Source organism: Rhodococcus sp. NPDC057135 (assembly GCF_042670865.1).
In the GTDB taxonomy this organism is placed as follows: domain Bacteria; phylum Actinomycetota; class Actinomycetes; order Mycobacteriales; family Mycobacteriaceae; genus Rhodococcus_F.
Window position 1 is genome coordinate 137,055 of sequence record NZ_JBHUUU010000008.1, and the last position, 14,927, is coordinate 151,981.

A 14,927-nucleotide genomic window follows, 5' to 3' on the forward strand; every position below is an offset into this window, starting at 1 on the left:
CGAAGATTTTGGCGACAAATACATCGAAAGCCCGACGCAAGAATCTGCGTCGGGCTTTCGGTGGAACCGTCGAACTGTTCGGCCGGTGCGCTTACTTCGCTGCGCGATCCGACGGCTCGAACAGTCGGATGATGTGGCTGGGGTTGATGTAGTAGACACCGTTCGGAGAATTGAGAACGAGAGTGTCTTCGGTGAAATCGGTGACGGTGCCGTTCAGCTTGGCGCCGTCGGACATGATGATCCGGATCGTAGCCTTCGAGTTCTTGAATTCGGTCAGTGCAAGCTTCATGTGGTGATCCTGTTCCGTGGGGTGTGCACTCCCACGGTATCGGCTCATCGCGCCTGTGCCGACCAACCTTGGAAGACTCGACTCGAAAGAGTGCAACGCGTCACCGCCTGCCCGATTGTGATCCGCGTCGGATGTGCCGGTAACATTCGGATTCGCCGTGATGCAACGCGTCACGGATGGGGCGGTAGCTCAGTCGGTTAGAGCCGTGGACTCATAATCCATTGGTCGCGGGTTCGAGCCCCGCCCGCCCCACGTTCACGTGCCGTGAGCCAGCGGCTCAGCCCAAATGACTTTTGTCGAAGATCATGCTGCAGACGATCGCCAAGGCGACAAGTGCGCAGAGTGCAATCACCAGGACAGTTGCCCACCGGTTGTTGGGATCGAATCGCCGGGCAATGCGCCTGCGGTTGCGCCTGAGTCGAGCATTCCTGGTCACGCAAGGAATCGTTGCATCATGATCGTCGATTCCAGACGAGGTGAAAGTCTCGGATCCAGATGACCAATTTCCCGACAGTGTCGGATGTGCAGCTTCTGGATGTGACCGAGACAGAGACGATTCGGAAGCCGAAGGAAAAGCAGGTACCTATCCAGGTATTTCAGCGTATGTGCTCGACCAGCCGAAGTGTCACGCTCTAGATGTACCTACGCACGGCGATCGAAGGTGATTTCGAAGATCGAACTCAGGGTTCACTGAACCATTGTCTGTACCTGCTGGCGCGAGCCCGGCCTACAGGTGACGACGATGCGTTCGAGCGACACCCTGAGCGTCGACGCACGCTGGTTAAACAGTTAGCCGGCACGAAAACCATCTTCGCCTGGTGTAGGTGCAGGCAGTCGAGCCGACCCCCCCGCGGCTCGGCTGCCCTCAACAGGCGACGAGACCCGAATGGCGGCGCCGAATTGGCGATTAGGGTGTCAGTCTGCGGACCGAATGTCAATGGAATGTAAAAATGCTCGGAATTTCATTGGGAGACATAAGGTTTGTTCGAACCCTCGGTTGGGGGCCTGAGGATTGCCAACCTGCGATTGGGGCACCCGCGAACTGTCGCGGAAGGTCCGCACCCGCGTAGTAGATCTATGGATCTACGGTGCGTCCGAACTGGCGGGAGACACTTGACGTCGAGTATCCGGCGCCGACGTTCTACCGATATCGGGCTTTCTGCCTAGGGCTCGCTTGACGATCCATACGGCAGGTGCCGACAGGAATGGGAGATACACGAAGATGTAGCTGTCGAACTCAATGCCCAACGCGAGGTAAACCCCGAGGTGAAATCCGAGCAGGACGACAATCCCGATCCTGAACAACACAGGGAAGAGGACGGCAACGATCAACCACCCTTCAGTGAAGACAGTGGCGTAGTCGAGGACCTTCCAGAGCCACATCGCGTGAATGTCGAATAATTCGTATGTCAACGGGCCGAGCTTGGTCGGGTCAGCCACGTCTCGTGCAACATAGCCCCGGGTTGCCTGCAATTCAGGGTTCAGCCATCCCGACGCTGCTTTCGGTAGTGCCGCCGTAAACAGGGCGTAGGCGATCGTTACTGCCCAGATGAGCATCGGCAGCCCGCGGGTTCGGGGAGCTTTTCGTTGTGCACGTGAGCGTCGTGCATCGAGGGATAATGCTGCGCCCCATCCAGCAGCGGCCATAGCCACAGGCAAGAGCTCGAACAGTATGAAGTGATCGACCTTGCCGAAGGAATGAACGATCCCGCTACCGGTCACCAGCACGACTGTCATCGCGACGGATACGAACATTGTTCGATAGCCGACGAGAAGGGCTGACGCCAGGATGAAACGGATGACTTCGAGGCCGACGAGGAGGCTCGCGGAGGGCGGTGACGACAGCACGGAAAACGGACCGGACTGCGGATGAAACAGAACTGCCGGAACCTCGCCCGCCCACGAGTAATCGATGGGAAACGCGATCACATACAGTGCGAATAGGATTCGAATGACGGCGAGGTACCTCGCATTCGCGCGGTACGACTCGCACAACTGATCGATGTAGTCGCGCAGGAACAACAGAGTTCCCGCACGGGCACTCATAGATCAACCCTTGTCGTTTCGCACGGGTCAGTTGACGTGTCGGTTCCGTCGGTGATGTCGATAATTGTTTTGCGCCAGCAGAACTCGATACTGTCCGGGATGGCACCACTTCCGACTTCGACGCTGCGGTTTCGGAGCCATTCGACCAATTCAGGGTCCGCTGTTCGGGTGTTGCGGTCGCCTGCCCCGCTGGGGCGGAACGCATAATCGAGTGATGCTCTCGCGGATGAGTAGCGAATATCGCCGGCGAGATCTACTGGGTTGGGACTCATCGTGGATCCGTCGGTGTAATGGACAGTAATATCCAAGCCACTTCCACTGAACTCGCCGTCTGCATTGGGCACGCCACCGAAGCTGGGCATGCGAATTGTCGGGTACGGCTCGGGGCGGACACCGAACGAGTAGGCGCCTTGCGCGAGGAGTACGACTGCGAGTGCTGCGATCGCGATCAGTCGCCGATTGCTGCGCTTTGCTTCTGTTTCTGGCATGTCGACGTTCTTCCTGGCACCTGGTGCCGATTTCTTCGAATGAGAAAAATAGGAGGGGATTGCCGACCGCGGGGGACTGGGTGTTGTCGCGCGTCCGTGCAGATGTACCGAAAGTAGTTGAAGTGTCGACGAAATATAGCTGCGCGATTGCCGATTGTCGCAGCGTTGAATTGGAAATGGACTTTGGTCCGTCGAATGGGGGACAGTGTGCCCTGAATGCTTTGCCGCGCCTTAACTTCCAGCAAGCTTGGCCCCAGTCTGCTGTGAGAGCGGGATTTCGCTCCTTTGTCGAAGTTCGATTCAAGCGGTACGACAGATGCTTGACACTCGCTCAGAGGCAACATGATTCGACCCCGTATGTTTACGGGGTGACCAAACCCAACAAGCGAACTGTCGCCGTCATCGGTGCCGTGGTTTTCACCGTCGTAGCGGTGATCGTAGGATTTGCTTACGAGCAATCCCGAGACAGTCGGGCAACTGCCTCTGTATCGCAGCCCGACAGTTCGGCGCCGGCGCTGAATGCCCCTACCGACGACTTCGACACGGTCGCAATTTTGGGGGACTCTTACTCGATTCCGAACACGACGGGAGATCACTGGCCGGCACTGCTTGCCTTCGATCGTCGCTGGTACCTGGCAGATTTTGCGAGCGGTGGTACCGGCTACGTCCAAGGAAACGCCGAAAAAGGCAAGCTACCGTTCGGTGCGAAAATTGATCAGGTCGTTGCGGTGAATCCCGAGGTCGTCATCATCGCCGGCGGTCGAAATGATGTTTCGTACCCGCTCGAAGTGCGAGATGCGACTCGGGAGTTGTATGCGCAGCTACGAGATCGGCTTCCTGACGCCAAGGTTGTAGTCATCGGCCCCATCATGGACAACCGGCCTCCATCCGAGACTGCTGTCAACGTGAACGATCGAATCCGTTCCGCCGCAGAGCAGTACAAGCTACCTTTCATCGATGCGCTCGCCGAGAACTGGCTGTCGGACCCGACGCTCCTCAAGGAAGACGGCATGCATCCCACATCGGCTGGTCAGAGGCTCATGTTCGAGAAGATCAGCGAGCACCTTCACTCGCTCGGTCTCTAGCTCCGAACGAAAGCGAAGAGGATCCCGCACATGCGGGATCCTCTTTTTCGTGAAAAGTGCTGTCGAACTTAGGTCATCAGTAATGAGGACTTTGGACCCAGCCTTCGCCGCGAGTTCGTCGGCGGAAGGTCGTACTTGTGCCTGCCGGAGGCGCACACACCTAGGGCGGAGATGGCAGGGGCGGCATAGACCATGTCGACATGTTGGCTACTGCTGCTGTTCTGTGTCACCCGTGATCAAACCGGGCAATCGGAACAAAGCACTTGCTGATGAGTTACAGTTGTTGATAAAGTGTAACGATAAGTGATGTAAACGAACAGCAAACCTCGAGGTCGCGCTACCGGAATTCGGTGGGTGCCGGGGATCGCTTTGCTGTCGATGGGCACGACGTCGTTGGGCGGCGCAGACAAGGGTTCGGCGAATTGTGCCGGGGCGCACCTCTGATCAACCTGACAGGTCAACGTAACGGAGAACATACTGTGACAACCAAGAACTCGATCCCGCCTGGTGTCAAACCAGATCAACGAAACAGGCTGTTCGGCAACACTATTCGATCGGTTGAAGGTCGCGAACTGGTCGAGCGGCTGAATGTCATGTTCGAGCGCGCGAACAGTACAGGTCAGGTGGTGAATCAACTCGAACTCGCGACTGTGCTTTCTGCGCAGAGGTTCGACGGTTCGCCAGGTGACAGGTCTATTTCGGCGCCTGACAGGTTGATGCATGCAACCGAGGGGCTCTCGTACGAATCCCTCTCCCTGCTGATTCTTGCGGCCGAGCATTTACTGCGTTCGGAGGGGGTACATGTCGACTCGACGCCCTTCAACTGAGGGATGACGAGACCAGGTGAAGCCTTGGCCACAACCGCGTCACAGAATCTTTGAAGTTGAACTGAAAGCCCTGGGAAATTTCAAGTGACCGACCCGTCGCAGACGGACGAATATTCTGTCACCAACGGAACGACGTCGATACGTCGTTGTTTGTAATTCCGTGGTGCGAGGGGCGAACCAGACGGCCGGCGTTTCTCAACCGCAAGATCCCGATTCCGCTGCTTCGAAGGCTTCCTGGATGCGCTGACGCCCCTCAGCGTCGAATCCCCTCCAATCGCCGTAGGGTCCTCTCATGTATTCGCGGACGCGATCGATCGGTGACGTGGAATCGCTTGGAGTCCGTCCCAGCTCTTCGGCCAATCCGAGTATCGACTGGCAGATTTTGTCGACGGAGTCGGGTACGCCAAGCCGTCGGACCCACGTTCCGCCCGTTTCGGCTGTTGTCGATACGGTGTCGGGTTGTTGCACCGCCGGCGCCGCGCAACCGCCAATCATCAAGCCGGCAGCGAGAGTGGCCAAGGCGAGCGAAGAGCGCATGTTTCGAATCAAACCAGATGCCGCAAACGATGATGGAAATTCGCAATACCGAGCACGATTCGTTTCATCGGCCAATCAAAACAGACTGACTCCGCTCTGGCGGACTATTCTCGATCCATGCCGATCACCCCGGACACAAAGAATTGGACATGGGTCCTCGAACGCCCTTGCACCGAGTGTGGGTTCGACTCATCCAGCGTTGCATTCACGGACGTTCCCGATCTGGTGCGTGCCAACGCCGCCTCCTGGGCTGCAGTGCTCGAACGCGAGAACGTGACAGTGCGGCCAGACAGCGAAACATGGTCAGCGTTGGAGTATTCCGCCCATGTGCGCGACGTGTTCAGGATCTTCAAGGTGCGGTTGGAACAGATGCTCGAATTCGACGATCCGAGATTCGAGAACTGGGATCAGGACGCAACAGCTGAGGCCGAGCGATACAACGACCAGGATCCGGCAACGGTGGCATCGGAATTGTCGGACGCTGCTGCGGAGATCGCGAACGCTTTCGAAACCGTGCCAGAGGGTGGCCGCCAACGACGGGGCCTCCGTAGTGACGGATCGGCGTTCACCGTCGAATCGCTGGCGGCCTACTTCATTCACGATCCGATCCATCACCTCCACGACGTATCGGCGTAGTCAGAGCCCACGTACCTCCTCGAGAGTTTTCCTGGCTCCGACGGAGTGCAATGAGTCGAGAGTCTTTCGGAAGCTTGCGACAAATCGGCGGTTGTCCACGAGATCTCCGAAGACTTGGCGGTTCCCGATGAAGGCCAGTGGATCGCTCGACTGCTTCTGCGCGAGCGGTACCAGAGTCTCCGCCATCTGATCGACGACGGTGATGGGGTCTCCATTCTCGTCTGAACCCTCGGCGTAGCGGGCCCAACTGGCGACAATGGCGGTGGACAGGTTGATCGACCCGCCCGCGTCGAGTTGCTTCCGGATGACGGGCAACAGCCACTTGGGAATTCGATCGGACGACTCGGCACACAGACGTGCAATCGTGTCGCGGACCTGAGGGTTCGAGAATCGTTCGATGAGGGTCTTCTTGTATTGATCGAGATCGACGCCGGGTACCGGATCAAGGGTCGGCGTCGCTTCGAGATTCATGTAGTCGAGCAGGAACCCTGACAAGAGTTCGTCCTGGCATGCCTCGTGGACCAGGCGGTATCCGGCAAGGTAGCCGAAGTACGCGATGCCTTGATGGCTGGCGTTGAGAAGGCGCAGTTTCATGAGTTCGTACGGGCGAACGTCCGGCACCAGATTCACACCGGCATTCTCCAAAGGGGGTCTGCCCATGGTGAACTCGTCCTCGAGGAACCACGCGGTGAAGGGTTCCGCCGCAATCGGCCACTGATCTTCGACGCCAAACGTCTCGGCGATCTCTGCTGTCACCTCGGCTGTCGTGACGGGTGTGATCCGGTCGACCATGGAGTTGGGGAAGGCGCCGTTCTCTTCGATCCACTCCGCAAGTTCGGGATCCTTCAGGGCGGCAAAGGCTCCGAAAGCGTTCCTCGCGACTGATCCGTTGCCTTCGATGTTGTCGCAACTCATGATCGTGAACGGTGCCAGACCCCGGTCTCGACGGAGTGCGAGTGCAGCGCAGATCAGACCGAAGGTAGTGCGGGGGAGTGTTCCTGGTTGGAGATCGTGCACCACATCGGGATTGGACGAGTCGAACTCTCCCGTGCTGTCCGAGATGTTGTATCCGCCCTCGGTGATGGTGAGGGAGACGATCTTCGTCGATTTGGATGCCATCTTTTCGATCACTGCCTGCGGATCGTCTGGAGCGAACAGGTACTCGACGATCGACCCGATGACCCGGCCCTCGAGCGTTCCGTCTGCATGCTTGAGTGCCAGGGTGTAGAGGCCGTCCTGCGCTCGGAGTGCGTCTCTCATTCGCTTGTCCGACGGCATCACTCCCACACCGCAGATTCCCCAGTCGAAGCCCTCGCCACGTCGCAGGAGAGTGTCGATGTACATGGCCTGGTGTGCACGGTGAAAGCCGCCGACACCGAAATGCACTATGCCGGTAGTGACTTTGCTCCGGTCGTAGTTCGGCACTTGGAGTGAAGTGTCGAAGTCGTGCAAGGTCTTCGTATTGAGTTCCATGAAAGTTCTAGTCTCCTTCGGCGACGATGACTACGGCTTTGATGCTGCCGGGAATGCGGTCGGCCACCAGGGCCTCTTGCGACTGTTCGAGTGAAAAGCGGGCAGTGACCATCGAATCCAGATCGACCCGGCCGGCGGCGACCAGTGCGGCGGCGATCGGCCACGTGTTGGCGTATCGGAACACCCCGGTCAGAATCAGTTCGCGGTTCTGGATGATCGGGACCGGCAACGGAATCTCGTCGGCCCCCATTCCGACCAAAACGACTGTCCCAGACGGCCGAACGGCGTGAATGCCGTCGATTACGGCGGCCGTGGCACCCGAAGCGTCGATGAATGCGTCGACGGCGAGAGAGCGTACGTCGCTTTCGCGGGGATCTACGACCGTAGTTGCGCCGAATTTCAGTGCCACATCACGCCGGGCCGCATCGATGTCCGAGACGATGACTTCCGTGGCGCCAAATGCCTTGGCCACCTGCGTCGTCACGATTCCTACCGGACCGGCGCCGGCGATCAGCACCCGAGAGCCAGCCGTGATCCCTGCCTTCTGGGCGGAGGCGATCCCTACTGACAGTGGCTCGAACAGCGCAGCTGCCTCGTAGGACACGGAATCTGCGACGGGATGCGCGAAATCGGCACCGATCGTGACGTAGTCGGTGAGTGCACCGTCAATCGGAGGTGTTGCGAAGAACTCCATGTGAGGGCAGAGGTTGTATCTGCCTGCCTTTGATTCGGGACTTGTCGGATCAGGCTTCTGCGGCTCGATGGAGACGCGCTGCCCGACGCGTCCCGGATCGACGCCGTCGCCGACTGCGGCGATGCGTCCCGATGCCTCATGTCCGAGAACGAGGGGTGCGTTGACGACGTAAGGACCGATGCGGCCTTCGCGAAAGTAGTGCGCGTCCGACCCGCACACGCCCACGGCGTGGATGCGGACGAGAACTTCACCAGCCTTCGGGGATGGCCGGGGTCTCTCGACCATCTGCATCTTTCCGGTCTCAACGAGGACATTTGCCCGAATTGTCGCAGGTAGATCGATGGATTCTCCGGAAACTGTTGTGTGGGTCACAACCTGATGTTAGCTTAATGAGCATAAGAACATCTAGTGAGCATCTGCTCACGATCGAGAATCTTTGAACCTGATGCATAAGGAGACCGTGTGAACCAGTCGGCTCAGCCCACAGGACTCAAGCCGTCGAAGTTGCCTGCTTCCGAGGATGTGCGGCTCGCGTTGCGGGCTGCGACCATGTACCACCTCGAAGGCGCCACTCAGGCGGAGATTGCAGCGAAGTTGGGCGTCTCGAGGCCTACGGCCGGGCGACTGTTGGCCAGGGCGCGGACGCAAGGGTTGGTCAGGGTCGAGATTATGGTTCCGCCGGAGCTCGAAGGTTCGGTGAACACGGAATTGGAATCGGAGCTCGAGAAGCACTTCGGGTTGGCCGAAGTTTTGATTGTCCCCGAAGCGAATTCGGACTCGGACGACCCGGACTTCGACGCGCTCGGCCGACGTGCAGCGGAAGTCCTGGTTCGGCGCCTGCAGCCGTCGAGCGTGCTCGGATTCACATGGGGCCCGGAAACCGTAGCGGTAGCGGGTTCTTTGCCAGACAAGGCGGCGAAGTGCTCGGCTGTGGTACAACTTGACGGCTCCATGACGGTGACCGACTACCAAACCGGTGTCGACTTCACCATCGGCCGATGCGCACAACAGTTGCAGGCCAATCCTATTCGCCTCAATGCTCCGCTATATGCCGATCCAGCGACGGTGGAGTCGATGCGAAACGACTCGGTCATCTCGAAAGCCCTGAAGGCTGGAACTGATTCCGACATCATGGTTTTCGGAGTTGGTGCTGTTTCGACGGCCACGACTTTGTTTGCCGGCAGTTTCGTCGACTCGACCATGCTGGACGAGTTGGAAAGTCGAGGGGCTGTCGGTGAAATCGGCGGCCGTTTCTACACGATCGACGGAAATCCAGTGGAGGGGCCACTGCCTGAGCGGACGGTCTCCGTCCCGCTCGACGCAGTGAAATCCTGCGATCAGACAATTCTGATTTCGGGGGGAACACACAAACGCCAGGCCGTTCTGGGCGCATTGCGCGGAGGTTTGGCAAACGTACTCGTCACCGATGTCGAGTGCGCCCAGTGGCTGCTCGAAGGGTAGCGCTCTCACGAGTTTCGCTGTCCGAGCGCGCGACTGACACGCAAGTGTGAAGGAAGGTAATCCGTGAAAACAGGAAGACGAGTGTGGGGCGCTGCAGCGGCGGCGCTCTGCCTCCTGGTGTCGGGATGTGCGGGTGCTGGTGCGCTCGGTGGTTCCGGCGAACGAACAGTCACCATTGCGATGGTGTCGAACTCGCAGATGCAGGACGCCATCAAATTGGCGCCGGCTTTCGAAGCCGAGAACCCCGGCATCGACCTCAAGTTCGTCAGCCTTTCCGAGAACCAGGCCCGCGCCAAGATCACAGCGTCGACGGCCACCGGTGGCGGCGAGTTCGACGTCGCGATGATCAGCAACTACGAGACGCCCCAGTGGGCAGCGAACGGTTGGCTCACGAACCTGTCCGAGTACGCGGACAAGACTCCAGGTTATGACGAGGACGATTTCGTACCGTCCATCAAGGCTTCACTGTCGTACGAGGACAACATGTACGCGGTTCCGTTCTACGGGGAGTCGTCGTTCCTGATGTATCGCAAAGACCTGTTCGACCAGGCGGGGATCACAGTTCCAGAAGACCCGACGTGGCAGGAAGTTGCAGGTTGGGCAGAGCAATTCGACAACCCTGATGCCAAGATGTCCGGAATCTGCCTGCGAGGAAAGCCGGGCTGGGGCGAGGTTCTCGCGCCGCTCAACACAGTGATCAACACTTTCGGCGGACGCTGGTACGACGAGAACTGGAATGCGCAGTTGACCAGTCCGCAGGTCGAGGAGGCCGTTCAGTTCTACGTGGACACCGTCAAGGAGCACGGCCAGCCGGGGCCTGCCACAAGTGGGTTCGGCGAATGCGCAACACAATTCGCGCAAGGCAACACGGCGATGTGGTACGACGCGACCTCGGCTGTGTCGGTGCTCGAAGATCCCGCATCGTCGAAGGTGGTCGGCAACATCGGATATGCGAAGGCCCCGAAGGTCGAGAAGTCCGATCCCGGATGGCTCTACACCTGGGCGCTCGGAATCCCGGAGTCGGCACAAAACAAAGACGATGCCTGGAAGTTCATCTCCTGGATGACGAACAAGGACTACATCCAGAAGGTCGGCACTGAACTCGGCTGGTCGAGAGTCCCTCCGGGAAGCCGTCTTTCGACCTACGTGATTCCGGAGTATCAGGAAGCGTCAAAGGCATTCGGTCCGATCACCCTCGAATCGATCAACAACGCAGACCCGAAAAACCCGACAGTGCAACCGGTTCCATACACCGGCGTCCAGTTCCTCACCATCCCTGAGTTCCAGGATCTGGGCACTCGCGTCAGCCAGCAGATCAGCGCGGCAATCGCGGGTCAGAAGAGTGTGAAAGAAGCACTCGAACAATCGCAGCAGTATGCCGAGGTGGTCGGCAAGACCTATCAGGAGAACCGATGACTACGGTTGCTGAGCTCAGATCCACGGTGGACGACGCGCCACCGGTTCGTATCGACAAGAAGATCTCCCGTGCCGAGGGTTGGCGTCGTCGAGGTCCGTTGCTGCCGGCGTTGATCTTCTCGATCGTCGTCACGCAGATCCCCTTTCTGTTCACTCTCTACTACTCCACGCAATCCTGGAACCTTGTCCGGCCCGGATCGCGGCACTTCAACTGGTTCAACAACTACATCGATGTGTTCAAGGACAGCCAGTTTCGGGAAGTCGCGGTCAACACGGTCATCATGATCGTGGGTACGGTCATCGTTTCGGTGATCCTCGGACTCGCATTGGCGCTGCTACTCGACCGAGCCTTCCTCGGTCGCGGTATCGTGCGAACGCTGCTGATCACGCCGTTCCTCATAACTCCCGTCGCTGGTGCATTGCTGTGGAAGACAACAATGTTCGATCCGGTATTCGGTATCGTGAACTTCGTCCTCCAGCCTTTCGGCGTCGGCCAGGTCGACTGGGTCAGCAAGTTTCCGCTCGCCGCGGTCATGATCAATCTGATCTGGCAGTGGACGCCATTCATGATGCTGCTCATTCTGGCCGGTTTGCAGTCGATGCCCCGAGACATCCTCGAAGCCGCACGGGTGGACGGAGCCAAGCCTTTTGCGATGTTCCGCGAACTGACACTGCCGCACCTGCGTCGCTTCATCGAACTCGGTGCAGTTCTCGGCGCGATCTACCTCGTGAACACATTTGACGCGGTGTACATGATGACGTCGGGTGGGCCCGGCGTGGCCAGCTCGAACCTGCCGTTCTACATCTACCAGCGCGCGTTCCTCGGCTTCGACGTCGGTCAAGCCGCGGCGATGGGTGTCGTGACAGTGATCGCGACCATCATCGTGTCCACGCTTGCGCTTCGACTGATCTTCAAGAGCTTCACCGGCAACGAGGAGGCGGCGTGATGACTGCCGTAGAGACGACAAGTGCGACGACCGACAAGCCCGTCGTCAAGAAGAAGAAGAGCAGTAAGTTCAGTCCGTGGTCGGTCGTGGCGTGGATCGCGGCCCTCGGGTTCTTCTTTCCGGTCTTCTGGATGGTCCTGACCGCGTTCAAGACCGAGGCGGACGCGTACACCGATCCGCCGAAGCTGTTCTTCACCCCGACCCTCGAGCAGTTCCGAGCCGTCCTCGACTCCGGCCTCGGGACGACTCTGGCGAACTCTGCCTTCGCCACGGGGATGTCGACCATTCTGGTTCTGCTACTTGGTGTTCCGGCGGCATTTGCCTTGTCGCTCCGACCGGTCGCCAAGACCCAGGACGTTCTGTTCTTCTTCATCAGTACGAAGATGCTCCCCGTCGTGGCAGCGATCGTGCCGCTGTACGTGATCGTCAACGACATCGGCCTGCTCGACAACATCTGGGCCCTGGTCATCCTGTACACCTCGATGAATCTGCCGATCGCGGTGTGGATGATGCGCTCCTTCTTTCTCGAAGTTCCCGGCGAGCTTCTCGAAGCGGCCAGCATGGATGGTGCCAGCCTGTGGACTTCGGTTCGCGAGGTGATCCTGCCTCTGATCTCACCCGGCATCGCTGCCACCGCACTGATCTGTGTGATCTTCTCGTGGAATGAGTTCTTCTTCGCCGTCAATCTGACAGCTGTTCAAGCACAAACGATTCCGGTCTTCTTGGTCGGGTTCATCACGGGCGAGGGCCTGTACTGGGCTCGGCTCTCCGCGGCAGCGACCATGGCGGCATTGCCCGTCATCTTGGCCGGTTGGTTCGCCCAGAACAAACTGGTGCGCGGCCTGTCCTTCGGTGCAATCAAATAATTCTCCTCACCCTTCTCAGGAGTTCGTCATGGCTGAAATCTCGTACCAGAAAGCGTCTTGCATCTACGAAGGTGCCGGCACTCTCGCTGTCGATTCACTCGATCTCGACATCAACGACGGTGAGTTCATCGTGCTCGTCGGTCCGTCAGGTTCCGGAAAGTCCACGGCACTACGCATGTTGGCGGGGCTCGAGGACATCGATTCGGGCGCGATCACCATCAACGGCAAGGACATGACCGATGTCCCGTCGAAGGACCGTGACATCGCGATGGTCTTCCAGAACTATGCGCTTTACCCCAACAAAACCGTCGGCGAGAACATGGGGTTCGCGCTGAAGATGCGCGGTGTGCCCGTCGAGGAGCGAAAGAAGAAAGTTGCCGAAGCGGCCAAACTTCTTGACCTGACGGAGTATCTCGACCGCAAGCCGGCCAAGCTTTCCGGTGGTCAACGGCAGCGAGTTGCGATGGGCCGCGCCATCGTTCGTGAACCGCAAGTGTTCTGCATGGACGAGCCGCTTTCCAACCTCGACGCCAAGCTGCGCGTCCAGACTCGCACGCAAATCGCGGCATTGCAGCGACGACTCGGAACCACCACCGTCTACGTCACACACGATCAGGTGGAAGCGATGACGATGGGTGATCGCGTGGCCGTGCTCAAGGGCGGTAAGTTGCAGCAGTTCGCCTCTCCGACCGAACTTTACGATCGGCCCGCCAATGCGTTTGTTGCCGGATTCATCGGATCTCCGGGAATGAACTTGGTGACGGTGCCGGTCAGTTCGGGTGGCGTCCGCTTCGGTGCCGTCGAAGTTCCGCTCGACCGCGAGCAGATGACGGCAATCGCCGCAGCCGGTCTGAGTTCGGTCACCGTGGGAATTCGGCCTGAACAATTCCAGGTGGTCGCGGCCGGAGACGGAATCGCAGCTCAGATCGACCTGGTCGAGGAACTGGGCAACGAGTCGTACATCTACGCGCACGTACCCGGCACGGAAGCCGATCCGATTTCGCTCGTCGCACGCACCGGTGGGCGATCGAAGTTGCAGTACGGCCAGACTCTCGGTTTCGAGCGGGTGGACGGTCCGGTTCACCTCTTCGACCCCACGACCGGCGAGCGCGTGGGTAGCTGAACCCCTCCACAATCGTGACCTGCTCGGCACCCGAATTCGTTCGTGCCGAGCAGGTCACATCCATCTTCGATTGGCAAGAAGGTTAGGGTCTACCGATGAGTGATACACGCGAACGATCCGTCGTGGTGTGTGGTGAGGGACTGGTCGATCTGGTACCGGTGGGGGATAACTTCTCGCCCAAATTGGGCGGGGGTCCGTTCAACGTTGCGATCGCATTGGGTCGACTCGGCTCTGACGTGGGATTCGTCTCTCGCTTGTCCACCGACGCGTTCGGAGATCGGATGATCGACTCGCTGGCCGCGTCGAACGTCGACACAACCGGAGTCGAACGCGGGGCCGAGCCGACAACTCTGGCCGTCGTGAATCTTGCTGCCGACGGGGGAGCGCGGTACTCCTTCTATCTCGAGGGAACGGCGGATCGACAGTTTGCGCTGCCGAAACTTCCCTTCGCTCGGGCGTTCTCGTTCGGAACGCTGTCGCTGGTGCTCGAGCCCGGTGCCTCTGCCTACGAAGCGATGCTGCACGAAGCTCATGCCCGCGGTCGACTCACCATGGTGGACCCCAACATTCGCCCGGCGGTGATCGCAGACCCAGACGCCTATCGACGACGGTTTCGGTCGTGGTTACCGTCCATCGACATTCTCAAGGTGAGCGACGACGACGCCCAGTGGTTGGGTTCGGTCGACGGCACCGAGTGGCTGGACGAAGGCGTCGGCGCCGTGCTGCTCACCCGAGGTGGTGATGGGTTGCGGTTGATCACCAGCGAACTCGATGTTTCGGTGTCGGCGCCCGCGGTTGACGTCGCGGACACGATCGGTGCGGGCGACACGGTACACGGAGCGCTGTTGGCTTACCTTGATCGACACGACGCACTCGACGCCGCCGTTCTGCGTGGGTTTTCCGAGTCCGATTGGACGGCTGCGTTGATCTTCGCTGCGCGCGCGGCAGCTGTCACGGTGTCGCGACCGGGGGCGGATCCGCCGTGGTCGAGGGAGTTGGGCCTGATCGGCTAGCCCTGGGGACCACCGCCCTACTGCGA

At 59.3% G+C, this 14,927-nt stretch carries 15 protein-coding genes and 1 tRNA gene; 10 read left to right on the forward strand and 6 right to left on the reverse strand.

All coding sequences use genetic code 11. The features are described 5' to 3' along the window. Positions 1-91 precede the first annotated feature (91 nt). Positions 92-289, reverse strand: coding sequence for a hypothetical protein (locus ACFT1A_RS16985; RefSeq protein ID WP_003941659.1), 198 nt, complete (start codon positions 287-289; stop codon positions 92-94). Positions 290-467: 178 nt separating this feature from the next. On the opposite strand from ACFT1A_RS16985, the gene ACFT1A_RS16990 reads away from it, so the two are divergent. Beyond that, a tRNA-Ile gene (locus ACFT1A_RS16990) sits at positions 468-541 on the forward strand. An 831-nt stretch (positions 542-1,372) separates the two neighbouring features. Here ACFT1A_RS16990 and ACFT1A_RS16995 read toward each other — a convergent pair. Continuing rightward, positions 1,373-2,335: a hypothetical protein gene (locus tag ACFT1A_RS16995; protein WP_378447916.1), complete on the reverse strand. Its 963-nt coding sequence runs from the start codon at positions 2,333-2,335 to the stop codon at positions 1,373-1,375. Further along, positions 2,332-2,823, reverse strand: a complete 492-nt coding sequence (locus ACFT1A_RS17000; RefSeq protein WP_378447917.1) for a hypothetical protein — start codon at positions 2,821-2,823, stop codon at positions 2,332-2,334. Before ACFT1A_RS17000 ends, ACFT1A_RS16995 begins: the two co-directional genes overlap by 4 nt. A gap of 368 nt (positions 2,824-3,191) precedes the next feature. Between ACFT1A_RS17000 and ACFT1A_RS17005 the strand changes: the two genes are divergently transcribed. Beyond that, positions 3,192-3,908 (forward strand): SGNH/GDSL hydrolase family protein, encoded by a 717-nt coding sequence (locus tag ACFT1A_RS17005; protein ID WP_378447918.1) that lies wholly within the window; start codon positions 3,192-3,194, stop codon positions 3,906-3,908. A 350-nt stretch (positions 3,909-4,258) separates the two neighbouring features. After that, the gene (locus ACFT1A_RS17010) at positions 4,259-4,735 is read left to right on the forward strand and encodes a hypothetical protein (RefSeq protein WP_378447919.1); all 477 of its coding nucleotides are present in this window, start codon (positions 4,259-4,261) and stop codon (positions 4,733-4,735) included. A gap of 195 nt (positions 4,736-4,930) precedes the next feature. On the opposite strand, the gene ACFT1A_RS17015 is transcribed toward ACFT1A_RS17010, so the two are convergent. Then, positions 4,931-5,272, reverse strand: coding sequence for a hypothetical protein (locus ACFT1A_RS17015; RefSeq protein WP_378447920.1), 342 nt, complete (start codon positions 5,270-5,272; stop codon positions 4,931-4,933). A gap of 117 nt (positions 5,273-5,389) precedes the next feature. On the opposite strand from ACFT1A_RS17015, the gene ACFT1A_RS17020 reads away from it, so the two are divergent. Further along, the gene (locus ACFT1A_RS17020) at positions 5,390-5,908 is read left to right on the forward strand and encodes a DinB family protein (protein ID WP_378447921.1); all 519 of its coding nucleotides are present in this window, start codon (positions 5,390-5,392) and stop codon (positions 5,906-5,908) included. Here ACFT1A_RS17020 and ACFT1A_RS17025 read toward each other — a convergent pair whose 3' ends face one another. Beyond that, complete coding sequence (locus tag ACFT1A_RS17025; RefSeq protein ID WP_378447922.1) at positions 5,909-7,381, reverse strand: mannitol dehydrogenase family protein; 1,473 nt, start codon at positions 7,379-7,381, stop codon at positions 5,909-5,911. It lies immediately after the preceding gene. A gap of 7 nt (positions 7,382-7,388) precedes the next feature. Then, a complete protein-coding gene (locus tag ACFT1A_RS17030; RefSeq protein ID WP_378448040.1) occupies positions 7,389-8,399 on the reverse strand; it encodes an NAD(P)-dependent alcohol dehydrogenase in 1,011 nt (336 codons plus the stop codon). A gap of 138 nt (positions 8,400-8,537) precedes the next feature. Here ACFT1A_RS17030 and ACFT1A_RS17035 point away from each other — a divergent pair, with 138 nt between their 5' ends. The 6 genes from ACFT1A_RS17035 (at position 8,538) to ACFT1A_RS17060 (ending at position 14,901) form a co-directional block, all read left to right on the forward strand. Continuing rightward, positions 8,538-9,536: a sugar-binding transcriptional regulator gene (locus tag ACFT1A_RS17035; RefSeq protein WP_378447923.1), complete on the forward strand. Its 999-nt coding sequence runs from the start codon at positions 8,538-8,540 to the stop codon at positions 9,534-9,536. 63 nt (positions 9,537-9,599) lie between these two features. Then, the gene (locus ACFT1A_RS17040) at positions 9,600-10,952 is read left to right on the forward strand and encodes an ABC transporter substrate-binding protein (RefSeq protein WP_378447924.1); all 1,353 of its coding nucleotides are present in this window, start codon (positions 9,600-9,602) and stop codon (positions 10,950-10,952) included. Beyond that, positions 10,949-11,899: a carbohydrate ABC transporter permease gene (locus tag ACFT1A_RS17045; RefSeq protein ID WP_378447925.1), complete on the forward strand. Its 951-nt coding sequence runs from the start codon at positions 10,949-10,951 to the stop codon at positions 11,897-11,899. The genes ACFT1A_RS17040 and ACFT1A_RS17045 overlap by 4 nt, the downstream gene beginning before the upstream one ends. Beyond that, complete coding sequence (locus tag ACFT1A_RS17050) at positions 11,899-12,765, forward strand: carbohydrate ABC transporter permease (RefSeq protein WP_378447926.1); 867 nt, start codon at positions 11,899-11,901, stop codon at positions 12,763-12,765. The genes ACFT1A_RS17045 and ACFT1A_RS17050 overlap by 1 nt, the downstream gene beginning before the upstream one ends. A 28-nt stretch (positions 12,766-12,793) precedes the next feature. Beyond that, entirely contained in the window at positions 12,794-13,888 is a 1,095-nt protein-coding gene (locus ACFT1A_RS17055; RefSeq protein WP_378447927.1) for an ABC transporter ATP-binding protein, read from the forward strand. Positions 13,889-13,983: 95 nt separating this feature from the next. Then, on the forward strand, positions 13,984-14,901 hold the full coding sequence (locus ACFT1A_RS17060) for a carbohydrate kinase (protein ID WP_378447928.1): 918 nt from the start codon (positions 13,984-13,986) through the stop codon (positions 14,899-14,901). The last annotated feature ends 26 nt before the right edge of the window (positions 14,902-14,927 follow it).